Below are 23,526 nucleotides of genomic sequence, written 5' to 3'. Positions count from 1 at the left end.
CTTTGGATAACGAGAGAACGCGATGAGCAACGAACTACAAATCACCGACACCCGCCTGGGCGACGGCAAACCCGTGGTCAAAGGCGCCCTCATCACCACGCAATACACCGGCACCCTCGAAGACGGCACGGTGTTCGATTCCTCATGGGAACGCGGTAAGCCATTTCAATGTGTGATCGGCACCGGTCGCGTCATCAAAGGCTGGGACCAGGGCTTGATGGGCATGAAAGTCGGCGGCATTCGCACGTTATTTGTGCCGGCGCACCTGGCCTATGGCGAGCGGTCAATGGGCGCGCATATCACGCCCAACAGCAATCTGCGGTTTGAGATTGAGTTGCTGGAAGTGCTCACACGGGATGATTGAGGCGCGATGAACATGGAGGTTGTTGAAACAATGGAGTTGCCGCGCAGTTCGGTAGCGGGCATTCGGGTGGTTGAGCTGACCCTTGAGGATGAAGTCGAGCTGCAGCGCTTTTTCGAGGCGGCGCCGGGGTATTTTCTCGCCGTCAATGGCGAACCGGCCACGCCCAATAGACAGTCCGCCCGGAATTTTCAGGTGTACACCTCCAATGTGGGAGCTGGCAAGCCAGCTCCCACACTTGCTTGAAGACCCGGCTGAACCCAACCTGAAGAACTCTTCCAAACCCATCTGGTAACTTTTCCTACGGTTTACTCTCCTGAAATCAGGGCGTAAGCTTCGCGCGTTTTCATCAATAGCGGAGACCCTCAGTGGGTACTTGTTCGAGTGACAGTCGTCGGCCGGTCTCGATAACCGGCACATACTTGGCAAGGTAACGCGCATTTTCCCGATGCCGTTGTCTCGCCAAAAGCGAGAAGCGGCATCCCGGTGGCGGCCTGTCCTGGCCCGATCCCGAATTCCCTCTCATCGACGCTTAACAGTGCGTGATGCCTTGCATCGCGGTACTACGCACGCGCCTGTCGGCTGACCCAGACGCTGAAGGTTTCTATATCCGCAAGTTTGGCTGGTAATGAATAGGGAAGACTCCTATGCAAGCAATCAACAACATCAACCTCAATTCGCTGGTCGACACGCTGGTCAGCCTCACCGCGGCCTTCATCCTCGGCGGGCTGATCGGTTTCGAGCGCCAGTACCGCCAGCGCACGGCGGGCTTGCGCACCAACGTGCTGGTGGCGGTAGGGGCGGCGATTTTTGTCGACATGGCCAACCGGCTGGGCGGCGCCGAAGGGGCGGTGCGGGTCGTGGCCTATGTGGTTTCGGGCATCGGTTTTCTCGGCGCCGGGGTGATCATGCGTGAGGAAGGCAACGTGCGCGGGCTGAACACCGCCGCCACGCTCTGGGCGTCGGCGGCAGTGGGCGCCTGTGCCGGTGCCGACCTGATCCTGGAAGCGCTGCTGGGCACGCTGTTTGTGCTGGCGGCCAACACCTTGCTGCGGCCGATCGTGAATAACATCAACCGCCAGCCATTGGATGTGGTGTCGGCCGAGGTGACCAACATCCTTTATGTGGTAGCCCGTCGTACCCAGCAAAAGGCGGTACTGGCCCTGCTCGAAGCCGAACTGGCGCGCTGCAACTACCCGGCCAGTGATGTGGACGTGCGCCCCTTTGGTCCCGAAGAGGTGGAAATCGAGGCGACGCTGGCCGTGACCTCGGTAGACGGTGACGAACTGGACGCCCTGGTGGCGCGCATTTCCACCTCGACCCTGGTGGTACAGGCCTTCTGGAGCCCGAGTACCACTGACTAAACCACTTATGCTCCCCGGAAGCCGGCTGTTTACTATGCTTTTAGTGAGGAAAAGTCCTACATAAGACTGGGACTATCCCTTCAGTTGTTGCGTCATTCCATTGGTAAGGTTGCGCGCTTGCGACTAGCCAGGCACGCAGGTGCCGCTACCCATGGCCAGGCGTTTTTCAAATGAAGGGACCTGGCTTGTTGCTTGTAGGAATATTCAGTGCCGTTTGTCGGAACTGTTATTTCTCACAGGTAGATAGGTCCCGTGTGATGTGCAACGGTACTGAATCCTCCCAGGGGAGCCCTATGAGCAAAGCCTTAATCGTGGATGACCATCCATTTATCCGCGCAACCGTTCGGTATTTATTGAAGCAGGAAGGTTTCGACACGATCTTCGAAGCCGGTAACGGCGCCGATGCCATGCAGATTGCCCGTGAGGAACGCCCCGAACTGATCATCCTCGACCTGGCCATGCCCAAGCTGGGGGGGCTGGAGGTGATCAGCCGGATCAAGGCGCTGGGCTTGCCCTGCAAAATCCTGGTGTTGACCTCCTACCTGGCGGTGTTTTTTTCCACCCGCTGCATGCGTGCCGGTGCGATGGGTTTTGTCGCCAAGACCGGCGAACTGGACGAGCTGCAAAAAGCGATCAAGGCCGTGATGTCCAATTACAGCTGCTTTCCCAGCTTGCCTACCAGCTCGGTACGCCGGGACGATCTGCAGTCCACTGAACAGGACCTGGTGGCAGACCTGTCCGACCGTGAGTTGACCGTGCTGCAAAAGCTCGCGTTGGGGCTGGGCAACAAGGAAATTGCCGAGGACATGCTGCTCAGCCACAAGACCATCAGCACCTATAAAACCCGCCTGAAGGAGAAGCTGAGAATGTCGTCGGTGGTGCATTTGTCCAAGTTCGCCCAGCGCAATCATCTGATCTGAAATGACCACGCTCCGAGTCTTGTGGCTCAGCGCAAGCGTATGGCTGGGTTTGCTCTGTCTGCATACGCCGGCCCTGGCGGAGCCTCGCGCTCTTTCTCTGTTGGGGCACTCCTTCATCGAAACCCCGGCCGCAGAGCTGGATGAGGCGGACTGGCGCTGGTTGCGCGAGCACCGCCGTTTGTTGATGGGGATCTCGGGGCCTGATTACGCGCCGTTCGAGCTGAGCAGCAACGATGAGCTTGAAGGGATTACGGCGGATTACGCCGAGCTGATCGGCGATGCGTTGAACATCAAGATCGAAGTCCGCCGCTATGACAATCGTGACGAAGTCATCACGGCGCTCAAGCGCGGTGAGGTGGACTTTGTGGGCTCAGCCAACGGTTACGAAGCGGCAGACCCGCAACTTGTGCTGTCGCGCTCCTATGCCATGGATCAACCGACCCTGGTCACCCGCACGGGCGACAGCCAGACCCTGAGCGCCGACCTGGCCGGCAAGCGTGTCGCGATGCTCTACCACTACATGCAGCCGGAGGCGGTCCAGGCATTTTATCCCCATGCCCGGATACAGCTTTTTCCGTCGACCTTCGAGGCCATCGGCGCCGTGGCTTTCGGCCAGGCGGACGTTTACCTCGGCGATGCCATCAGCACCAACTACCTGATCAACAGGAACTACCTGAACAACGTTCGGATGGCTGACTTCTCGTCACTTGAAGTCAACCCGTTCGGCTTTGCCTTTGTCCAGGACAACACCCGCCTGCTGCAGATCATCAACGCGGCACTGGCGGTCATTCCGGTCAGCGAGCGGATGGAAATCCTGCGGCGCTGGAGTGCCGGCAACCTCGGGTTCCTGGGTTCCGAACGATTGCGCTTGAGTGCCAGTGAGCAGCGTTGGCTGGAGCGAAATCCACGCATAAAGGTGGCGGTGCTCGACCAGTTCCTGCCTGTCTCATTTCTCGGCAAACAGGGCGGGTTCGAGGGCTTGAGTGCTGAAGTCCTGGCCCGTATCAGCCTGCGCACCGGGTTGAAGTTTGACGTGGTGCCGGGCAGCTCGTTGCCCCAGCAACTGGATAAGGTCAGTGCAGGCAGCGCGGACATGATTGCCGTGGTGACCCCAAGCGTCGAACATGCGGACAAGGTGCGCATTACCCGGCCTTACTTGACCAACCCCTATGTGCTGGTCAGTCGTACCGACGCCGGCAGCCCGCTCACACTGGAAGACATGACCGGCAAGCGCCTGGCACTGTTGGGGGGTAACAGCCTGCAGGAGAGTATCGCCCAGGACTATCCCACCATCAGGTTTGTGACCGCCGAGAATCCCGAGCAAAGCATGGCGCTGGTGGCCAACGGCAACGCCGATGCCGCCGTCATTACGTTGATCGGGGCGCGCTACATCATCGCCAGGGAGTACCGCGACCGCCTGCGGGTGACCAGCACGGTCGGCTCCGAACCGGCCCGCATCGCCTTCGGTGTCAACCGCAGCCAACTGGAGTTGTACTCGATCCTGGACAAGGCATTGTTGAGCATCACGCCACAGGAAATGGACGAGCTGACGGGCCACTGGCGCAGCGAAGTGGTGATCGAGGACAGCTACTGGTCCCGTCACCGCACCGCGATCATCCAGGGCTTCGGCCTGTCGGCGTTGCTGCTGCTGATCACCTTGGGCTGGGCCATTTATCTGCGTCGCCTGATACGCAAGCGAGCCCAGGCCGAGCGTGCGCTAAGCGACCAGATGCGGTTTATGAGCGCGTTGATTGATGGCACACCCCATCCGATTTACGTGCGTGATCGCCTGGGGCGGTTGATGGCATGCAACAGTGCTTACCTCGATGTGTTCGGTTTCAAGCTGGAGGACGTGGTGGGCAAAACGGTGGTCGAGACCGACACCGGTAACCGCCCCCAGGCCCAGTCCTTTCATGAGGACTACCTGCGGCTGATGGAGCGGGGCGAGCCGCAGATTCACGACCGCGTACTCAAGGTGCCGGGTGGCAAAGCCCTGACGATTTACCACTGGATGCTGCCGTACCGCGACGGTGATGAGCAGGTGGTGGGCATGATCGCCGGCTGGGTGGACGTCAGCGAAAGGCAGCACCTGCTGGGCCAGTTGCAGGAGGCCAAGGAGGACGCCGACGCGGCCAACCGAGCCAAGACTACCTTTCTTGCAACCATGAGCCATGAAATACGCACCCCCATGAACGCCGTGATCGGCATGATCGAGTTGGCCCTGAAAGCCGCCGAACAGGACCGGGCCGACCGTGATGCGCTGGAGGTGGCCGCCGATGCATCGCGCAGCATGCTGGAGTTGATCGGCGATATCCTCGATATCGCGCGCATTGAGTCGGGCCACCTGTCCCTGGCCCTGGAGTCTTCGAACCTGCACGAATTGCTGGCGTCCGTGGCGCGGGTTTTTGACGGGCTGGCGCGGGCCAAGGGCCTGATATTGCAGGTGGAACTCGACCCGCTGCTTGATCGCCCTGTGCTGGTGGACCCGATGCGTTTCAAGCAGGTGGTGTCGAACCTGCTGAGCAACGCCATCAAGTTCACGCCCCAGGGCCAGGTACGGCTTGGCGCTTCTGGGTCGTCGTCGATTACCAACGGTTACCTGCACCTGCGATTGTGGGTGGAGGACACCGGCATCGGTATCAGCGTCGAAGACCAGCAGCGCCTGTTCAACCCTTTCATCCAGGGCAGCAACACCACGCAATCGGCGCGCAGCGGCTCGGGCCTGGGCCTGGTCATCAGCCGCAACCTGTGCGAGATGATGGGCGGGCAATTGCAGTTGAGCAGCCTGCTGGGGCAGGGCACACGGGTGGACGTCACCCTGGAGCTGGCGACCGTCGAGGCCAAGTTGATTCCGCCTGCATCCATTGCCCCACAAGCACCACCCGCCCGCGCCCTGAGCATCCTGGTGGTGGATGACTACCCGGCCAACCGGCTGCTGCTGGCGCGGCAGTTGAGTTTTCTGGGGCACCGGATCACCACGGCCGAAGATGGCGTTGAGGGGCTTGAAGTGTGGCTGTCCGGGCAGTTCGACGGGGTGATTACCGACTGCAATATGCCGTTCAAGGACGGCTACGAACTGGCGCGGGATATACGCACCCTGGAGCATGAACGCGGTTTGGCGCCGTGCCTGCTGCTGGGGTTTACCGCCAATGCCCAGCCGGAGGAAGTCGAACGTTGCCGGCAGGCGGGCATGGACGGCTGCCTGTTCAAACCCACCGGGCTTGAGGATTTGCGCGCGGCCCTTGCGTCGCGTACGGCGACGCCGCATGAGGCGTCATCGGGAGTGGACTTGAGTTATCTGGAGAAGTTGACCGGCGGCGATATCGCTGCGGTCAAAGAGCTGCTGGCGCCGTTGCTCGACAGCCTTGAAGCCGACCACGGGCAACTGGCGACATTAGAAAAAACGGCGGACTTTTCCCGCCTGCATGACCTGGCCCATCGCACCAAGGGCGGTGCACGGATGGTCAAGGCCCAGGCCCTGATGGACAGCTGCGAGCAACTGGAGAAGGTCTGCGAGCGACAGGCCCACAACGAACTGGCCGGCGCTGTCGCCGCAGTGGACGAGGCGCTGGCTCAGTTGCATCACACGCTGTCGCTCTATTGCAACCCGCCCGGGGTTTAGTCCCAGTTCGGCGCGATGCCTTTGGGGCTGGTCAGGCGATGGCCGCGCTCCAGGCCGGCGATCTGCGCCATGTCGGCGTCGCTCAAGGTCAGGTCCAGCGCCTTGAGATTGCTGGCCAGGTTAGCGCGCTTGGTCGACGACGGGATCACCGCGTAGCCCAGTTGCATGGCCCAGGCCAGGGTCACTTGGGCCGGTGTTGCCTGGTGACGCTCGGCGATCTGCTGGATCACCGGGTCCTTCAGCACTTCGCCGTAGGCCAGGGTCATGTAGGACGTGATCTGGATGCCATGGGTCTTGGCGAACTCTGCCACGGTACGGTTTTGCAGGTACGGGTGCAGTTCGACCTGGTTGGTCGCGATGTGCTCGGCGCCAACGGCTTCAATCGCCTGCTTCATCAGGTCAACGGTGAAGTTGGAAATGCCGATCTGCCGGGTCAGGCCCTGGCGCTTGGCTTCCAGCAACTGGCTCATGAATTCGGCCACCGGCACCTGGTCTTCCGGCGATGGCCAGTGAATCAGGGTCAGGTCCAGGTAGTCGGTCTGGAGCTTGCGCAGGCTTTCCTTGAGGCTGGGGATCAACTGGCCTTCGGCGAAGTTGGCGATCCAGATTTTGCTGGTGATGAATAGCTCGTCCCGTGGAATGCCACTGTCGGCGATGGCCTGGCCGACATCGGCTTCGTTTTCGTAGATTTGCGCGGTGTCGATGACCCGGTAGCCCAGCTCCAGGCCGGTGCTGACGGAGTCGATGACGACCTGGCCTTGCAGGCGGAACGTGCCGAGGCCGAATGCGGGAATGGACATGAGTGACTCCTGAAGTGATGTGAACAATGGAGTCGAGTATCGGCTCCTCGTTCCTTCAGAAAAACCGCTGAATCCGAAAAGGACTCTTTACCAAAAGTCATGAGTGGTGAAGAACAAAAGCAAACACGGCCCAATGTAGGAGCTGGCTTGCCGGCGATGCAGGCGACCTGGTCTTTCAGATACACCGAGGTGATGCTGGCGGGGACTTTTCCAGTGGCTGGGCGGGAAGCGACTGACGGATATTGCAGGAAATTTCCCACAGGAGTACAAATGTACTCCATGACGACTCTCACTCCCCGCCGTACCGCCATCCTGACCTTTATCCGCGACCGTATCGCGCAGCAAGGCCAGCCTCCCAGCCTCGCCGAGATCGCCGAGGCGTTCGGCTTTGCCTCCCGCAGTGTGGCGCGCAAGCATGTGCTGGCGCTGACCGAGGGTGGCTTTATCGAGGTCAATCCCAACCAGGCACGCGGCATTCGCCTGCTCAATCAGCCGGCGCGGCCTGAGCTGCTGGACATCCCGGTGCTCGGCCGGGTGGCCGCCGGCCTGCCCATCGGTGCCGATGCCGAGGTGCACAACCGCCTGCTGCTCGACCCGGCCACGTTCGCGAAAACCCCGGACTACCTGCTGCGGGTGCAGGGCGATTCGATGATCGAAGACGGCATCCTCGATGGCGACCTGGTGGGCGTACGCCGCAGCGCCGAGGCCTTGAACGGGCAGATCGTGGTGGCGCGCCTGGACGGTGAAGTCACCATCAAGCGTTTCGAGCACGTGGGCGAGCGCGTGCGCCTGCTGCCGCGCAACCCCGCCTATCAACCCATCGTGGTGCGGCCCGATCAGGACCTGGCCATCGAAGGGGTGTTCTGCGGTTTGGTGAGGCAAGGCTGATGGGCGCCGTCGTTGCACTGGACTCGCTGTTCAATGGCGGCCGCGTCTGGAAAGGCCGGCCCGCCGCGCCGCCTGCCAGCGTGCATCCCACCGGGCTTGCGGCCCTGGACGCGGTGCTGCCCAGCGGTGGCTGGCCGGAAGCGGCGTTGAGCGAAATCCTGATGGCGAAGGAGGGCGTGGGTGAGTTGCAACTGGTGTGGCCGACCCTGGCGCGCTTGTCGGCGGCCGGTGAGCGCATCGTGCTGGTGGCGCCGCCTTACACGCCGTACCCCCACGCCTGGCAAAACGCTGGGGTGGATGTGCGCCAGTTGTCGGTGATCCAGGCCGATGAGCGCGACGCGTTGTGGGCGGTGGAGCAATGCCTGCGTTCCGGCAGTTGTGGCGCGGTGCTGTGCTGGCCGCGCAAGGCCGATGATCGGGCCTTGCGCCGCTTGCAGGTGGCGGCGGAAACCGGCCAGACCCTGGCCTTTGCCTGGCGCTCCTTGAACGAAGCCATCAACCCGTCCCCGGCCGCCTTGCGCCTGGCGGTGGAGGCCAGCCCGGCGCAGGTGCGGGTGCTCAAGTGCCGGGGCGGCCTGGCCCATCCCGCGCCCGTTGCGCTTGGGCACTGAGGTTGGCATGCGCTGGGTGTGTATTGTCTTCCCGCAATTGGCGCTGGACGGGGTGCTGCGTTCGCGCCCCGAGCCGGAGCAGCCATTGGCCCTGCTGGCCGGCACGCCGCAGCGGCGGGTGCTGCAAACCGTCAATGAGGCCGCACGCAAACTCGGCCTGCGTCCCGGCCAATCCCTGACGGCAGCCCATGCCTTGACCAAGGCGTTTGCCTGCGCCGAATACGACCCGGCGCAGATCGAGTACTGGCAGCAGTTTCTGGCCGCATGGGCCTACCGTTTCAGCTCCCAGGTCAGCGTGTTTTACCCACGGGCGTTGCTGTTCGAGATCGAGTCGAGCCTGGGCCTGTTCGGGCCCTGGCCGCTGCTTGAGGCACGCTTGCGCAAGGAGCTGACCGAACTGGGGTTTCGTCATCGCATCGTCGCCGCGCCGAACCCGGCGGCGGCGCGGATCCTGGCGAATGCCTACGACGGCCTGGCCGTGGCCGATGAGCCATGCCTGCAACAGGCCCTGGCGCCCATCCCCATCGATCGCGCCGGCCTCGACCCGCAGGCTGCCACCGCATTGTCACGCATGGGCTTGCGCACCCTGGCCCAGGTGCAGGCGTTGCCCCGGCATACCCTGGCCCGGCGTTTCGACGCGGCGCTGCTCAAGCACCTTGATGCACTGAACGGGCAACGGCCGCTGGCCCTGGCGTTCTACCAGCCGCCGGACCGTTTCGATGTGCGCATCGAGCTGAATTTTGATGTGTTATCCCACCAGGCCTTGCTGTTTCCCTTGCGCCGTTTGACCGGTGACCTGTCGGCGTTTCTGTGTGGCCGCGACAGTGGCGTGCAGCGTTTTGACCTGCACCTGGAACACGCCGCAGAACCCGACACCGTGATCAAGGTCGGCCTGCTCAGCGCCGAGCGCGACGCGGCGATGCTGTTCGAACTGGCCCGCGGTCGCCTGGAGCAAGTGCAAGTCACCTCGCCGGTGCGTGGCTTTCGCCTGGTGGCCCAGGACCTGCCGGTGTTTGTGCCCCAGCGCCAGGACCTGTTCGACGAGCGCCCGCAACAAACCCTGCCTTGGGAGCAACTGCGCGAACGCCTGCGGGCGCGGCTGGGAGACGAGGCGGTGCAAGGCCTGCGCTTTCACGCCGACCACCGCCCCGAATGCGCCTGGCAATCCGGTGCCGACACTCGCCCGTGCGCGCCCTCAAACAACCTGCAGCGTCCCGGCTGGTTGCTGCATGAACCAACACCCCTGGCCGAGCAAGGCCTGCAGATATTGATGGGCCCGGAGCGCATCGAATCCGGCTGGTGGGATGGCGCCGATGTGCGCCGTGATTACTACCTGGTGCGCACTCGCGCCGGGCAGCAGGGCTGGGCGTACCGCACCGTCGGCGAAAGCGGCGGGCTGTGGCTGCAAGGCTGGTTCGCATGAAATACGCAGAGCTGCATTGCTTGTCCAACTTCAGTTTTCAGCGTGGCGCCTCCAGCGCCAGGGAACTGTTTGAGCGAGCCAAACAGCAAGGCTACGAGGCGCTGGCAATCACTGATGAATGCACCTTGTCGGGCATCGTCCGCGCCTGGCAGGCGGCCAAGGCCGTCGAGTTGCCGCTGATTATCGGCAGCGAGATGCGCCTCGAAAACGGCCCCAGGCTGGTGCTGCTGGTGGAGAACCTGGAGGGCTACCAGCACCTGTGCCGGCTGATCACCATCGCCCGCCGCCGTGCGGAAAAAGGTCACTACCGTCTGCTCCAGGAGGACTTCACCTGCGTGCAAGGCCTGCTGGCGTTATGGCTGGTCGAAGACACCGACACCCAGGCCCATATCCAATGGCTGCGCAGCACGTTCACCGACCGCCTGTGGCTGGCCGTGGAGCTGCATTGCGGCCAGAACGATGCCCGCCACCTTGAGCAACGCCTGAACCTGGCCGCCAGCCTGCACTTGCCGGCGGTGGCCTGCGGCGATGTGCATATGCATGTGCGTGGCCGCCGCGCCCTGCAAGACACCATGACCGCGATCCGTCATCACGTCCCGGTGGCCGAGGCTGGCACGCGCCTGCATCCCAATGGCGAGCGCCACTTGCGCAGCCTCGAGGCATTGGCTGCGCTGTACCCGGCGCACTTGCTGGAAGAGTCCCTGAACATCGCCCGCCGCTGCACCTTTGACCTCGGCCAGTTGCGCTATCAATACCCGCGTGAACTGGTGCCTGAAGGGCAAACCCCGGAAACCTGGCTGCGCACCCTGACCGAAGAGGGCATTGCCCAGCGCTGGCCGAAAGGCGTGGACGCCAAGACCCTTCGGCAGATCAACGATGAGCTGAAGCTGATCAGCGAGCTGGGCTACGAAAGCTACTTCCTCACCGTGCACGACATTGTGCGCTTTGCCCGCAGCCGTTCGATCCTGTGCCAGGGCCGCGGCTCGGCGGCCAACTCGGCGGTGTGTTTTGCCCTGGGCATCACCGAGATCGACCCAAGCCTCACCAGTATGCTGTTCGAACGCTTCCTGTCCCGCGAACGCAATGAGCCGCCAGACATCGACGTGGACTTCGAACACGAACGCCGCGAAGAAGTGCTGCAATACGTCTTCCAACGCTACGGCCGCACCCGCGCCGCGTTGACGGCGGTGGTCAGCAGCTATCACGGTGCCGGCGCGGTGCGCGACGTGGCCAAGGCCCTCGGGTTGCCGCCGGACCAGGTCAACGCCCTGGCCGACTGCTGCGGCCGCTGGAGCGACGAAGCGCCGCCTCTGGAACGCCTGTGCGAAGGCGGCTTCGACCCTGACAGCCCGGTGCTGCGCAGGGTGCTCACACTCACTCAGCAACTGATCGGCTTCCCCCGGCACCTGTCCCAGCACCCCGGCGGTTTCGTGATTTCCGAACACCCGCTGGACACCCTGGTGCCGGTGGAAAATGCCGCCATGGCCGAGCGCACCATCATCCAGTGGGACAAGGACGACCTCGACGCGGTGGGCCTGCTCAAGGTGGATATCCTCGCGCTGGGCATGCTCAGTGCGATTCGCCGCTGCTTCGACCTGCTGCGCCGCCATCGCAACCGGGACCTGAGCCTGGCCTCGGTGCCCAAGGAAGACGCGGCGACCTACGCGATGATCAGCAAGGCCGACACCATTGGCGTGTTCCAGATTGAATCGCGGGCGCAGATGTCGATGTTGCCGCGTTTGCGGCCGAAAAAATTCTACGACCTGGTTATTGAGGTCGCCATCGTGCGCCCGGGCCCGATTCAGGGCGGCATGGTGCATCCGTACCTGCGGCGGCGAAACAACGAGGAAGAAACCACCTACCCATCGGCGGAACTCAAGTCCGTGCTGGAGCGCACCCTGGGCATCCCGCTGTTCCAGGAGCAGGTCATGCAGATCGCCATGGTCGCCGCCGATTACAGCCCCGGCGAGGCCGACCAGTTACGCCGCTCCATGGCCGCCTGGAAGCGCCACGGGGGCCTCGAACCCCACCAGCAACGCCTGCGCACCGGCATGCTGAAAAACGGTTACACCGAAGCCTTCGCCGCACAGATTTTCGAGCAGATCAAGGGCTTTGGCAGCTACGGATTTCCCGAGTCCCACGCCGCCAGTTTCGCCTTGCTGACCTACGCCAGTTGCTGGCTCAAATGTCACGAGCCGGCAGCGTTTGCCTGCGCCCTGATCAACAGTTGGCCCATGGGCTTCTACAGCCCGGACCAGATCCTGCAGGACGCTCGCCGCCATCATTTACAGATCCGCCCGGTGGACGTGCAGGCCAGTGACTGGGATTGCAGCCTTGAACCGATCGACGGCCAGCAACCGGCCATTCGCATGGGCTTGCGGATGATCTCCGGGTTTCGCGAAGAGGATGGCCGGCGCATCGAAACGGCGCGCCAGGCCCGGGCGTTTTTTGACATTGCCGACTTGGGCGAACGGGCCCGGTTGGACACCCGCGCCCAGGAACTGCTGGCAGATGCCGGCGCCTTGCGTGGCCTGGCCGGGCATCGGCACCGGGCGCGCTGGGAAGTGGCCGGGGTGCAGAAACAACTGGGCCTGTTCGCCGGGGTGGCCAGCCCTGAAGAGGCGGTGGTGGAACTGCCACAACCGACGGTGGGCGAGGACCTGTATGCCGACTACGCCAGCGTCGGCACCACCCTCGGTCCACATCCCCTGGCGTTATTGCGCGATGAGCTGCGGGCACGGCGTTGCCGCAGTTCCCAAGAGTTGCTGCGGGTCGAGCATGGGCGCAATGTGAGCGTCGCCGGTTTGGTCACCGGTCGACAACGCCCGGGCACCGCCAGCGGCGTCACCTTCGTCACCCTGGAAGATGAATTCGGCAATATCAACGTAGTGGTCTGGCGCGACTTGGCCGAGCGCCAACGCCAGGCGCTGGTGGGCTCGCGGTTGCTCAAAGTGGACGGGCGCTGGGAGGCGGTGGGGGAGGTTCGGCACCTGATCGCCGGACGCTTGACCGACCTGACCCCGCTGCTGTCGGGCATCAGTGTGCGCAGCCGGGATTTTCGCTGAGCCGGCCCTTGCCCGTTCATCCGCGCATCAGCACTATGCAATGAAACCAACCGCTGCTGTCGGGCTCAAAGTTTTCATTGCCGCCCACCTTTTATCTTTTTGCAGAGCCGACCGATGCAGTTTTTATCGAATACCCACGGCTGTGAAGGCTGGGCTGGGGAAATGGCCCGGAGGATTCGTGCTTTCGACTGGTCCGCCACCGACCTCGGCCCGCTGGACCACTGGCCCGGCAGCCTGGTCAGTGCCGTGCAGATGATGCTGGCCTCGCCGATGCCCATGGTGATGTTGTGGGGGCCGGCGGGTTACATGATCTACAACGACAGCTACTCGGTGTTTGCCGGTGGCCGTCACCCGTATCTGCTGGGGGTGCCGGTGGAACTGGGCTGGCCGGAAGTCGCCGACTTCAACCGCCATGTGGTCGACACCTGCCTGGCCGGCGGCACCTTGTCCTACCGCAATCTGCCCCTGGAACTGCTGCGCGACGGCCGCCCCGAAGAAGTCTGGATGGACCTGTATTACAGCCCCGTAGCCGGTGACGACCAGCGGCCGGGCGGAGTGTTGGCGATTGTGGTGGAGACTACCGAACATATGATCTCCGAACGCCTGCGCCAGGAGCTCACCCACAACCTGGAGCAGCGCGTCGCGGCGGAAGTGCAGGCCCGTTCCACCGCCGAAGAACAGTTGCGCCAGTCGCAAAAGCTCGAGGCCATCGGCGGCCTCACCGGCGGCGTGGCCCACGACTTCAACAACCTGCTGCAAGTGGTCGCCGGCAACCTGCACCTGCTAGCCCGGCATGAACCGGACAACCCCCAGGTGCAACGCCGGGTCAGCGCCGCCATTGCCGCCGTGGAGCGCGGGGCCAAGCTGACCTCGCAACTGCTGGCGTTTGCCCGTCGCCAGCCGTTGTCGCCGGCGGTGTACAACCCGCTGCGCATCTACGAAGGCCTGGGGGAATTGCTGCAGCGGGCGCTGGGGGAAACCATCCACATTGACGTGCAACTGCCCCAGGATCCGTGGTGCATCCATGTCGACCGCAACCAACTGGAAAACGCCTTGCTCAACCTGGCGATCAACGCCCGGGACGCGATGAAAGGCGAGGGCGTGATTCGGATTACCGGCGAAAACATCATCCTCAATCCGCCGGACTGCATCGGTAAAAGCATCAACCCCGGCGAGTACGTACGCCTGGCCGTCACCGACAGCGGCGCCGGCATGTCGCCGACGATTCTGGCGCGGGCCTTCGAACCGTTCTTTACCACCAAGCCGGATGGCCACGGCACTGGCCTGGGGTTGAGCATGGTGTTCGGGTTTGTGCGGCAAAGTGGCGGGCATGTGGAGGTCGCGAGCGAGGAGGGCAGCGGCACCGTGGTGCAGATGTATTTCCCGCGCAGCCTTGCAGAGCCGCAAAGCCAGGAAGCGCCCGTCGAGCTCACCCAACACACCGGCGGCCAGGAGACGATCCTGGTGGTCGAGGACAACGAAGGCGTGCGCACCGCGGCGGTGGAACTGCTCGAACAATCCGGCTACACCGTGCTGACCGCCGAAGACGGCGACCGCGCCATGGGGATGCTGCGCGCCGGCCTGCAACCCGACCTGATCTTCACCGACGTGGTGATGCCGGGTCGGGTCAAAAGCACCGACCTGGCCGAATGGGCGCGGGAGCAAGTGCCGGCGGTGGCGGTGCTGTTTACCTCCGGGCACACCCGCGACATTCTTTCCAGCAACCACCTGCTGAGCCAGGATATTCACCTGCTGAGCAAACCCTATGGCCCGGATGAGTTGGCGCAGCGAGTGCGCTCGGTGCTGAACTCCCGGATGATGTGACGAATGGAGATCCAGCCAGCAACACCAAACCACTGTGGGAGCCGGGCTTGCCCGCGATGGCGGAGTGTCAGGCACCCCATTCGGTAACTGGCACACCGTCATCGCGGGCAAGCCCGGCTCCCACAATTGATCTTCACTGACTTGAGCACACCGACAAGGTTACCCATGACTTCCCAGCGCAACCTGCCCCCCGACACCTCGCTCACCACCCAACGCCCAGGCTTCGTCCGGGTGCGGGGCGCCCGGGAGCACAACCTGCGCAACGTCGACGTGGACATCCCCCGCGACGCCCTGGTGGTGTTCACCGGTGTGTCAGGCTCCGGCAAATCCTCGCTGGCATTCTCCACCGTCTACGCCGAAGCCCAGCGCCGCTACTTCGAATCCGTCGCGCCCTACGCCCGCCGCCTGATCGACCAGGTGGGCGTCCCCGACGTCGACTCCATCGAAGGCCTGCCCCCCGCCGTGGCCCTGCAACAACAGCGCGGCACCCCCAGCACCCGCTCCTCGGTGGGCAGCGTCACCACCTTGTCCAGCTTGATCCGCATGCTCTACTCCCGCGCCGGCAGCTACCCGGCGGGGCAGGCGATGCTGTATGCCGAAGACTTTTCCCCCAACCTGCCACAAGGCGCCTGCCCGCAATGCCACGGCCTGGGCCGCGTGTACGAAGTGACCGAAGCCCTGATGGTGCCCGATCCTTCCCTCACCATCCGCCAGCGCGCGGTCGCCTCCTGGCCGCTGGCGTGGCAAGGCCAGAACCAGCGCGACATCCTCGTCACCCTGGGCTACGACGTCGACATCCCCTGGCGCGACCTGCCGAAAAAACAGCGCGACTGGATCCTCTTCACCGAAGAAACGCCCACTGCGCCGGTATATGCGGGTCTCACCCCGGCACAAACCCGCGACGCCCTCAAACGCAAACTGGAGCCGAGCTACCAGGGCACCTTCACCGGCGCCCGGCGCTACATCCTGCACACCTTCACCCACTCCCAAAGCGCCCTGATGAAAAAGCGCGTTTCGCAATTCATGCAAGGCAGCCCGTGCCCGTTGTGCGAAGGCAAGCGCCTGAACAAGGCCGCGCTGTCGGTGAAATTTGCCGGGGTGGACATTGGCGAGCTGTCGCAAATGTCCCTGCTGCAACTCGCCGAACTGCTGCGCCCGGTGGCTGAAGGGCAGGGCGATAAAAAGCTCTCCGTGGAAAAACGCCTGGCTGCCCAGCGCATCGCCCAGGACCTGCTGGAGCGCGTCAGCACCCTGACCGACCTTGGCCTGGGCTACCTGGCCCTGGAGCGCAGCACACCGACCCTGTCCTCCGGCGAGCTGCAACGCCTGCGCCTGGCCACCCAACTGGGCTCACAACTGTTCGGCGTGATCTACGTGTTGGACGAACCGTCCGCCGGCCTGCATCCCGCCGACGGCGAAGCGCTGTTCGCCGCCCTCGACCGATTGAAGGCCGCCGGCAACTCCCTGTTCGTGGTGGAACACGACCTGGAAACCATGCGCCGCGCCGACTGGCTGATCGACGTCGGCCCGGCTGCCGGCGAGCACGGCGGCCAGGTCCTGTACAGCGGCCCGCCCGCAGGCCTCGCGCAGATCGAAGCCTCGCAAACCCGCGAATACCTGTTCGCCGAAAAGCGCCCGGTGAGCCAACCACCGCGCCAACCCACTGGCTGGCTGAGCCTGGAAGGCGTGACGCGCAACAACCTCAACGACCTGAGCGTGAGCTTCCCCTTGGGTTGCTTCACCGCCGTTACCGGCATCTCCGGCTCGGGCAAATCCAGCCTCGTCAGCCAGGCACTGCTGGAGCTGGTAGGCGCAGGCCTGGGCCGCGTGGTGGAAACCGAAGACGAACCCAGCCTTGAAGACGACGCCCCGCAAACCAGCGGCGGACGCATCAGCGGCGGCCTGGAACACATCCGCCGTTTGGTTCAAGTGGACCAGAAGCCCATCGGCCGCACACCGCGCTCCAACCTCGCGACCTACACCGGTCTGTTCGACAACGTACGCAAACTGTTCGCCGCCACACCGGCGGCGAAAAAGCGCAATTACGACGCGGGGCAGTTCTCCTTCAACGTCGCCAAAGGGCGCTGCCCGAACTGCGAAGGCGAAGGTTTTGTCAGCGTTGAATTACTGTTCATGCCCAGCGTGTACGCGCCATGCCCGACGTGCCATGGTGCGCGGTACAACCCGGATACGTTAGCGATCAAGTGGCAAGGATTGACCATCGCCCAAGTGCTGGGGCTGACGGTTGAACAGGCGGTTGAGGTGTTTGCCGAAGAGCCGGGCGTGCTGCGCTCGCTGCAAGTGCTGCGGGATATCGGGCTGGGGTATTTGCGCCTTGGCCAGCCGGCCACCGAGTTGTCGGGCGGGGAGGCGCAGCGGATCAAACTGGCGACCGAGCTGCAGCGCAATGCTCGCGGCGCCACGTTGTACGTGCTGGATGAGCCGACTACCGGGTTGCATCCGCGGGATGTGGACCGGTTGTTGAGCCAGCTCAATCACCTGGTGGAGGCGGGGCATACGGTGATTGTGGTGGAGCATGAAATGCGCGTGGTGGCGCAGAGTGATTGGGTGATTGATATCGGGCCGGGGGCAGGGGACCGCGGCGGGAAGGTGGTGGTGAGTGGCACGCCGCAGAAAGTTGCGAAGAGCAAGAGCAGCCGGACTGCGCCGTTTTTGGGGCGGGAGTTGGGATGATTTTTTGAGTTGTTCCACATCGCCTAGGCACCGTCACTGTCAGCTTTGGACGCACCGCTGATGTTAACCAGCGACATCGATTTGAAAGAACCTTTTAGGTTCGCATGCGGTTTCAATTCAAATCGCTAGACGCGGGTAGTGGCATTACGCTAACTTTTGTAGTGTGCTGATTCTATTTTTATTTCATGGATAGGCGTCGGTTTAATTAAGGACAAATATAGAAATGGGCAATATTTCTTTTCTGACCGGTGGTGAATCAAGTTCGCCGCCGTCCATTGATGAATCTATTTATGAGTTAAAGAATACGTCAATTATATTTCGTAATGCTTGGCAGAGTACGCCACAAGACCTTCGGCGTGCTGCAATTGTAAGTCAGAAAGCGATGTTGCACTTAGATCATATAGTGAATGAGATCATGAGGGCTAGGGATCAGATGCAATCTGATTGCTGCTACGCGGGGTCTCATCTAGAGAGTCAACTGAATATTACAAGGGCATCTTCGGCATCACCTGTCACCCGTGCCCAACAAGATGCTCTTTTTGCTCTAAGTCCAGGTAGTGGGGTACTTCCATTTTCAGGAGGGGCACTTAGCATGGAGAAGCTTTTAAATAAGATAAAGCATCGTAGGGTTAACTCGGTTAATTTTAGGGTTGGTGCATCTGGCGAGCATATCTTTCTGGTAGGTGCAGATAAACCAAATCGTCAGCCTGACTCTATAGTTGAGTTTGTGATTGATGATTTCTGTAGGCATTGCAGCGATATAGCTGTGGTCATATAGAAACTGGGTAAAGCGGGGCGAAATGGGGTCGGATCACATTTAGAACAATGGCGGTCTGACCCAGATTCTTCGCCGCTTTACCAACGATTGACCCGGTATGCTCTACCGATTCGCAATTTCACCACAAGGAAATAAAGGATGAACAAGTGGTTACTGGCGTTCGCCGCGATGCTATCGCTGGGCGGCTGCGCCACCCCTTCCAACATGATTGATCGCGCTGATGAACGAAAGCCCATCGATCCGCAAAAAGCCATTATTGTCGGTTTTGTTTCCGAGGGCTTTCTCACTCAGCCCCACGGGCTGTATGTACTGCTCAAATACCAGGATCCGAACCCCCAAGCGATAGCGACACGCATCGCACTTACCACCCTGGACCAGAACAACGAAGTTCTTGGCAAACCGCATATCATGGGCAATACCTTCGTATACGAAGTACCTGCGGGCACCTATGACGTCACCCACTGGTTCTACCGTTTTTATGACGGGTTCAGTGCCGATCAGAAAAAACCGCTGACCTTCAGCGTCAAGCCTGGGGACGTCGCCTATATCGGCAACTTCCACGCAAACTCGCTGACGATGTGCCTTTCCAATACTGATGACTTTGCAAAGGCCGTTATCGATATCAAAAAGGCTCACCCCTTCCTGGCTAACGTGGCGATAACGAACCTGTCCCATGGCCTGCAATTTCCAGGCTGGCCGAATACAAAGGCCACGGATGTATTTGGAAAAGGGTTGTGCAAGGTGCAGTAACACCGGATGGTTTGGCGTTGTCCGCTGCTTGTGGCTAAGAGCGGTCCTTTGCACTCACTGGCCGCGATCACCGCGTCCAGTGTCATAGCGTTTCGAATAGGAAGCGCCCATCAGATAGAAACACCCGCCCGCCACGATAAACGCTGCGAGCATATAGAACATGAAATGCGCCGACTGCGATGCCAGGGCAAATCCGCACAACACCGGCCCCAGCGCACCGCCGAGGCTGGACAGGTTTTGCGCGCCGTAATACATGCCGCGCAAGTGCTCCGGCGCGATGCGGTCGATGAACATGTACTCGGCCGGGAACACGATGATTTCACCCACGGTGAATATCCCCACTGCCAATGCCCAATGCAACACGGTGGTGGACAACGCAAAACCGACGACGCCCAACAGAAACAGACTGAAACCCGCCGTCAGCCATTGATTCAAATGCTCGTTGGTAATGCGCTTGCCCACCATGTATTGGAGGCAGATCACCACCGTCGCATTAACCGCCACCACCGAACTGATGACCTGGTAGGTAAATTCCGGGGTGCTTGTAGTCACCAGGTATTGGGAGATGTAGCCGGTGAACTGGCCGAACGCCACAGCGCTCAACGCGCCGCCAACCGTGAAGCAGACCAGGCGATAGTCCTTGAGCAGAATGCGCCCCACCGCGACGAACGACACCGGTGCATTGGCCGGGTCGGCGGAGCTGAGGCTCCTGTCGCCCCACACCATATAAGTCACGAAGAAGCCCATGCCGAGGATCGCAGATATCAAGAACGGCAGTTTCATATCCATGTGCGCGAGCCCGGCGCCAATGAACGGCCCCACCGCGTAACCCACGTTGATCAGGGTGTAGCGCACCGAAAACACTTTGCCGCGTTCGGCTTCCGGCAGCAGTTTGCCAAACGCGGCCTTGACCACAATGTCGATAACCGAATAGGCGAAGTTGAACGACACCAGAAACAGGAAAAACAGCCACAGGTGCGACGTGACGCACATACCGATGAAGCCCACGGTGAAGAAACCCGTGAAACTCAGGATCAATCGATAGCTGGAAATCTTGTCAGTCAGGTAACCGCCGTAAAGGCTTAGCAACGAGCCGACAAGCATCGCACCGCCCACCACCAGGCCGATGTCGCTGATACCCAACGTGAAGTTGGATGACAGATAAATCACCATATACGGCAGGGTAATGGCGCGCCCCAGTGTCAGAAACAACGCCGACGACAGCAGCAGATTGACCGAAAACGGGTAGTGTCTGAAGGCGGCGAGCATCAGAGTGGGTTCCTGTAATGGGCAGTATCAAGGCTGAGTCATATATCGTTACATATCCTACTTTGACTTGACAGCGGGATCTGTCAGCTGGAAAGCCACAACATCTTTTTAAAGTGCTTCCAGGTTTTGACCTGCGATGTGTACATGAAGTGCTCCCTGCGGATTGACGGTCAAGAGCGCCGTTTTTTCAGCGCAAAATGGCCGGCGCGAAAGTGGCTGCACAAACAGCAACCATCCAATACCAGGCCTGGTCGGCTTATTGCCCGGCCTGGCTGACAGGGGTAACGCTGCGGGTGTGATAATCGCCCGACGAGTCCTGGATGCAGTAATTCGGGGACATCGGTTTTTCCGTGGCGGCGGCCTTTTCTCTCCCGATGTGTCGCGCGTACAGTCTGCCCTGTTATTCTGATTCAGCAATCCGACGTGTAGATAAGATGCTATTCGGCATCAAGTGGCAGGAATGTCGGCTAATTGATAGTTAGGGAAAACTGAGTATGCGTCGCTTAATAGCCAGCGGGTTTGTCTTTGTCAGCATTGCGATATTCTGTTCCGGCTGCACATCTTATTCGTCCCAGCCGACAATCAACGAACCCGCTGAACCCGAAACAAAAGAAATCGTCTCCAGCTTCAGTTACGCAATAAACTCCCCATGGAAAGACAGTCGCTTCGGCAAGGACGCATACGCTGCGACACTCAAAGTTATTCCCGACGCACAGGATAAGGGCTCCAGCCTTGCTGCCCCGACCCTGCCGGCATTAGAAATAGAGATCTCGGAGTTCTCATCTGGCGGCGCTTGCGGACAAGAATACTTGACGGGCCTGAGTCTGGGTTTGATCCCCAGTTGGTGTACGCGGACAAACCTTTTCAAGTTTGATTTTATATTGAATAAGGATCAGCGCTTTTGCAGGCAGAAAACCTACTCGATCAACTCCACGTCGTTTTCACATCTCACGATGATTCCGTTTGCACTATTCAATACGGACAATCAGCCATTGACGCTCTATCAGGCGGCGCTTAAAGATTTTCTTCGGATAGGTCAATGTGCGACGCGTTGAGAACCCTGTTAACAGGCTTTGTTTTGCGGCTACGAGGGGCTCATTCCAGGCGTTGGGACGCTCGAAATTTATCTCAGGTGAGCGGCAGCTTTTGGCCGATTGCTGACTTTCTGATTGGAAAGGCCGAGCTGGAAGGGCTGATGGGCAGCTAGTACGCTTGAGTCCCTCTAATGATAGGAACCTGACATGGGACATGATTCCTCGTTGCAGATCGAACGCGCCGCTTATGAGGAGTTCGTCCGGCTTTGGAGTCAAGGAAGCTTCGAAGATCAGCGACTGGGCCAAGCGTTTTACAACCACTTCAATCTACACAAACTTACCGATCAGGCCGGATTACACGGTCTATATGAGGCCGACGGTGATAAAGCCTCACGCTTGATCTTGAGGCTTTTCCACCTTCACTGAGTGGCAGCTATCGACCCAAAGCTGCCTTTCATGAGGGCCTGCTACCGGCTATTAGCGCACGTTCGATCACTGACTACGTTACAAGCTTCGAGCGCACCAGTGCTATGCCCTTTAACGCCCCGCGACAGCACCACCTTATTGCTCGCGGGTTGAGTAACCAAAGGGCATTGAGCCGAGTTTCTTTCTTCGCAGAAGAGTGTGCGTGTCTCGACCGAGATATCGTTCAGACAAAGTCTCAAAGCGTAATGTCATCTGTAATCAGTCATTAATTGCAGTGGGAAATTTCCTACAGTCAGAACGGCTATTTCCTTCAAGTAGGGTTAGCTAGGCTCGCCACTATAGCCATCTTCGAGTCTGCAAAGCGGTTGATGAAGATGGTCTCACCACGTGTTCTGGTAATGGAAAACCACAGTCCCCGGCGCAGCGCTCTGGTCAATATGCTAGGCCAGCTCGGAGTACGGGAGGTGTTGCAAGCCAGCACCAGCGAACAGGCGATGATCCTTATGCAGCGGACCGGCGGCGTGGATATTGTGCTGTGCGACCTGAGGAGCAAGGGCTCGGAGCAAGTGGAATTCCTGCGCTATGCCAGCCAAATCGGTCTGGTGCAGGCCGTTGGATTGTCCAATGAGATGCGCCCGGAGCTATGCAGGGCCTTGGGCCACATGGATTTTTTGTCGGGTGTACAACTACTTGGCATCCTGAGTAATCCGTTGCAGTCACAAGCGGTGTATCGCTTGCTTAAGCGCTACCGGTCGGTACCGTCGGCACCGTTCAACCCTCCTGCCGGGGCACCGCTGCCCAGCGAAGAAGAGATACGCCTGGGCCTGGCTCTAGGCGAGTTCCGCGGTTGGTTCCAGCCCAAGCGGATGATGAGCGATGGCAGTCTCGCTGGTGTAGAGGCTTTGGCGCGATGGGAACACCCGGCCCGTGGTTTATTGTTGCCCAAGGATTTCCTCGCAGCGGTGCTGGCTTATGACCTGATCGATGAAATGTTCAAGCAGCTGCTCGAACAAGGCCTGAAATTGCTCGCCGTGCTGCATCGCGAGGGCACCGGGATGGAAATGTCGTTCAACCTGCATGCTTCACAACTGGCACGCCATGGACTGATCGAACATATTCAAGGGGCGCTGCAACGCCACGGCCTGTGCGCTTCGGTGCTGGTGTTCGAACTGGCCGAGAACGGTTTGCTCGACCTGCAGCCCCCGATCCAGGAAAACCTGCTGCGCCTTCGCTTGATGGGTTGTGGCTTGTCGATTGATGATTTCGGCGTGGGGTTCTCGTCACTCAAGTTGCTGTGCCAATTGCCGTTCAACCAGATCAAGCTCGATGGCGACCTTATCCGCAACTTGAATGAGCCGCGTAGCCAAGCCATGGTCGGCAGCACTCTGGCCCTGGCCCGTTCGCTGGACATGAGCCTGGTGATTGAAGGCGTCAGCAGCCGGCATATACGTGATGCTCTGATCAGCCTCGGTTGTGAAGTGGGCCAGGGGTTTTTCCTGGCCCGGCCAATGACCGGCCACGACCTCCTGCATTGGCTGGCGCGTGAGGACGTACAGCCGGTAACTTCGCCGGCGGGTTAGGCGGCAAAACCTCAGAATTTTCCTACACTTCAGTCGTGTTCGTGTAACTTTAGCGACGCGTCGGCTGGTCGTTTATCCATCGTTTTGCGTCGACCGAAGCCTTCCGGCGCGCCTTAC

The 23,526-nt window shown here is 60.9% G+C and carries 16 protein-coding genes and 1 pseudogene; 15 read left to right on the top strand and 2 right to left on the bottom strand.

What is annotated here, in order from left to right; genetic code table 11:
- Positions 1 to 22: 22 nt before the first annotated feature.
- From HX875_RS06580 to HX875_RS06560, 5 genes and pseudogenes are all read left to right on the top strand, one after another.
- Positions 23 to 364: an FKBP-type peptidyl-prolyl cis-trans isomerase gene (locus HX875_RS06580; protein WP_177042533.1), complete on the top strand. Its 342-nt coding sequence runs from the start codon at positions 23 to 25 to the stop codon at positions 362 to 364.
- 12 nt (positions 365 to 376) lie between these two features.
- A pseudogene (locus HX875_RS06575) lies at positions 377 to 529 on the top strand (GNAT family N-acetyltransferase); the annotation flags it as partial.
- A gap of 479 nt (positions 530 to 1,008) precedes the next feature.
- Positions 1,009 to 1,725: an MgtC/SapB family protein gene (locus HX875_RS06570; RefSeq protein WP_010172203.1), complete on the top strand. Its 717-nt coding sequence runs from the start codon at positions 1,009 to 1,011 to the stop codon at positions 1,723 to 1,725.
- 293 nt (positions 1,726 to 2,018) lie between these two features.
- Positions 2,019 to 2,645, top strand: coding sequence for a response regulator transcription factor (locus HX875_RS06565; protein WP_177042532.1), 627 nt, complete (start codon positions 2,019 to 2,021; stop codon positions 2,643 to 2,645).
- A 1-nt stretch (position 2,646) separates the two neighbouring features.
- Positions 2,647 to 6,267 (top strand): transporter substrate-binding domain-containing protein, encoded by a 3,621-nt coding sequence (locus tag HX875_RS06560; protein ID WP_177042531.1) that lies wholly within the window; start codon positions 2,647 to 2,649, stop codon positions 6,265 to 6,267.
- On the opposite strand, the gene dkgB is transcribed toward HX875_RS06560, so the two are convergent.
- Positions 6,264 to 7,067, bottom strand: coding sequence for a 2,5-didehydrogluconate reductase DkgB (gene dkgB / locus HX875_RS06555; RefSeq protein ID WP_177042530.1), 804 nt, complete (start codon positions 7,065 to 7,067; stop codon positions 6,264 to 6,266). The genes HX875_RS06560 and dkgB overlap by 4 nt on opposite strands.
- A gap of 270 nt (positions 7,068 to 7,337) precedes the next feature.
- Between dkgB and lexA the strand changes: the two genes are divergently transcribed.
- From lexA to HX875_RS06515, 8 genes are all read left to right on the top strand, one after another.
- Complete coding sequence (gene lexA, locus HX875_RS06550) at positions 7,338 to 7,955, top strand: transcriptional repressor LexA (protein ID WP_177042529.1); 618 nt, start codon at positions 7,338 to 7,340, stop codon at positions 7,953 to 7,955.
- Entirely contained in the window at positions 7,955 to 8,566 is a 612-nt protein-coding gene (gene imuA / locus HX875_RS06545; RefSeq protein WP_177042528.1) for a translesion DNA synthesis-associated protein ImuA, read from the top strand. Before lexA ends, imuA begins: the two co-directional genes overlap by 1 nt.
- 7 nt (positions 8,567 to 8,573) lie before the next feature.
- The gene (locus HX875_RS06540) at positions 8,574 to 9,989 is read left to right on the top strand and encodes a Y-family DNA polymerase (protein ID WP_177042527.1); all 1,416 of its coding nucleotides are present in this window, start codon (positions 8,574 to 8,576) and stop codon (positions 9,987 to 9,989) included.
- On the top strand, positions 9,965 to 13,054 hold the full coding sequence (locus HX875_RS06535; protein WP_371321473.1) for an error-prone DNA polymerase: 3,090 nt from the start codon (positions 9,965 to 9,967) through the stop codon (positions 13,052 to 13,054). The genes HX875_RS06540 and HX875_RS06535 overlap by 25 nt, the downstream gene beginning before the upstream one ends.
- A 114-nt stretch (positions 13,055 to 13,168) precedes the next feature.
- Entirely contained in the window at positions 13,169 to 14,878 is a 1,710-nt protein-coding gene (locus HX875_RS06530; protein WP_177042525.1) for an ATP-binding protein, read from the top strand.
- Between the two features lie 165 nt (positions 14,879 to 15,043).
- Positions 15,044 to 17,572, top strand: a complete 2,529-nt coding sequence (gene uvrA / locus HX875_RS06525; protein WP_177042524.1) for an excinuclease ABC subunit UvrA — start codon at positions 15,044 to 15,046, stop codon at positions 17,570 to 17,572.
- 223 nt (positions 17,573 to 17,795) lie between these two features.
- Positions 17,796 to 18,350 carry a hypothetical protein gene (locus tag HX875_RS06520; RefSeq protein WP_177042523.1) on the top strand — a complete coding sequence of 185 codons (555 nt, stop codon included), beginning with the start codon at positions 17,796 to 17,798 and terminating at the stop codon, positions 18,348 to 18,350.
- 138 nt (positions 18,351 to 18,488) lie between these two features.
- Positions 18,489 to 19,100 carry a hypothetical protein gene (locus HX875_RS06515; protein ID WP_177042522.1) on the top strand — a complete coding sequence of 204 codons (612 nt, stop codon included), beginning with the start codon at positions 18,489 to 18,491 and terminating at the stop codon, positions 19,098 to 19,100.
- 54 nt (positions 19,101 to 19,154) lie between these two features.
- Here the strand turns inward: HX875_RS06515 and HX875_RS06510 are convergent, their stop codons facing one another.
- Complete coding sequence (locus HX875_RS06510) at positions 19,155 to 20,369, bottom strand: MFS transporter (protein ID WP_177042521.1); 1,215 nt, start codon at positions 20,367 to 20,369, stop codon at positions 19,155 to 19,157.
- 494 nt (positions 20,370 to 20,863) lie between these two features.
- Between HX875_RS06510 and HX875_RS06505 the strand changes: the two genes are divergently transcribed.
- Positions 20,864 to 21,424: a hypothetical protein gene (locus HX875_RS06505; RefSeq protein ID WP_177042520.1), complete on the top strand. Its 561-nt coding sequence runs from the start codon at positions 20,864 to 20,866 to the stop codon at positions 21,422 to 21,424.
- Between the two features lie 869 nt (positions 21,425 to 22,293).
- A complete protein-coding gene (locus tag HX875_RS06500; protein ID WP_371321472.1) occupies positions 22,294 to 23,409 on the top strand; it encodes an EAL domain-containing response regulator in 1,116 nt (371 codons plus the stop codon).
- Positions 23,410 to 23,526: the final 117 nt, after the last annotated feature.

The organism is Pseudomonas yamanorum, assembly GCF_013386765.1.
Taxonomy (GTDB): Bacteria; Pseudomonadota; Gammaproteobacteria; order Pseudomonadales; family Pseudomonadaceae; genus Aquipseudomonas; species Aquipseudomonas yamanorum_A.
This window is presented reverse-complemented; position numbering and strand designations above follow the sequence as displayed.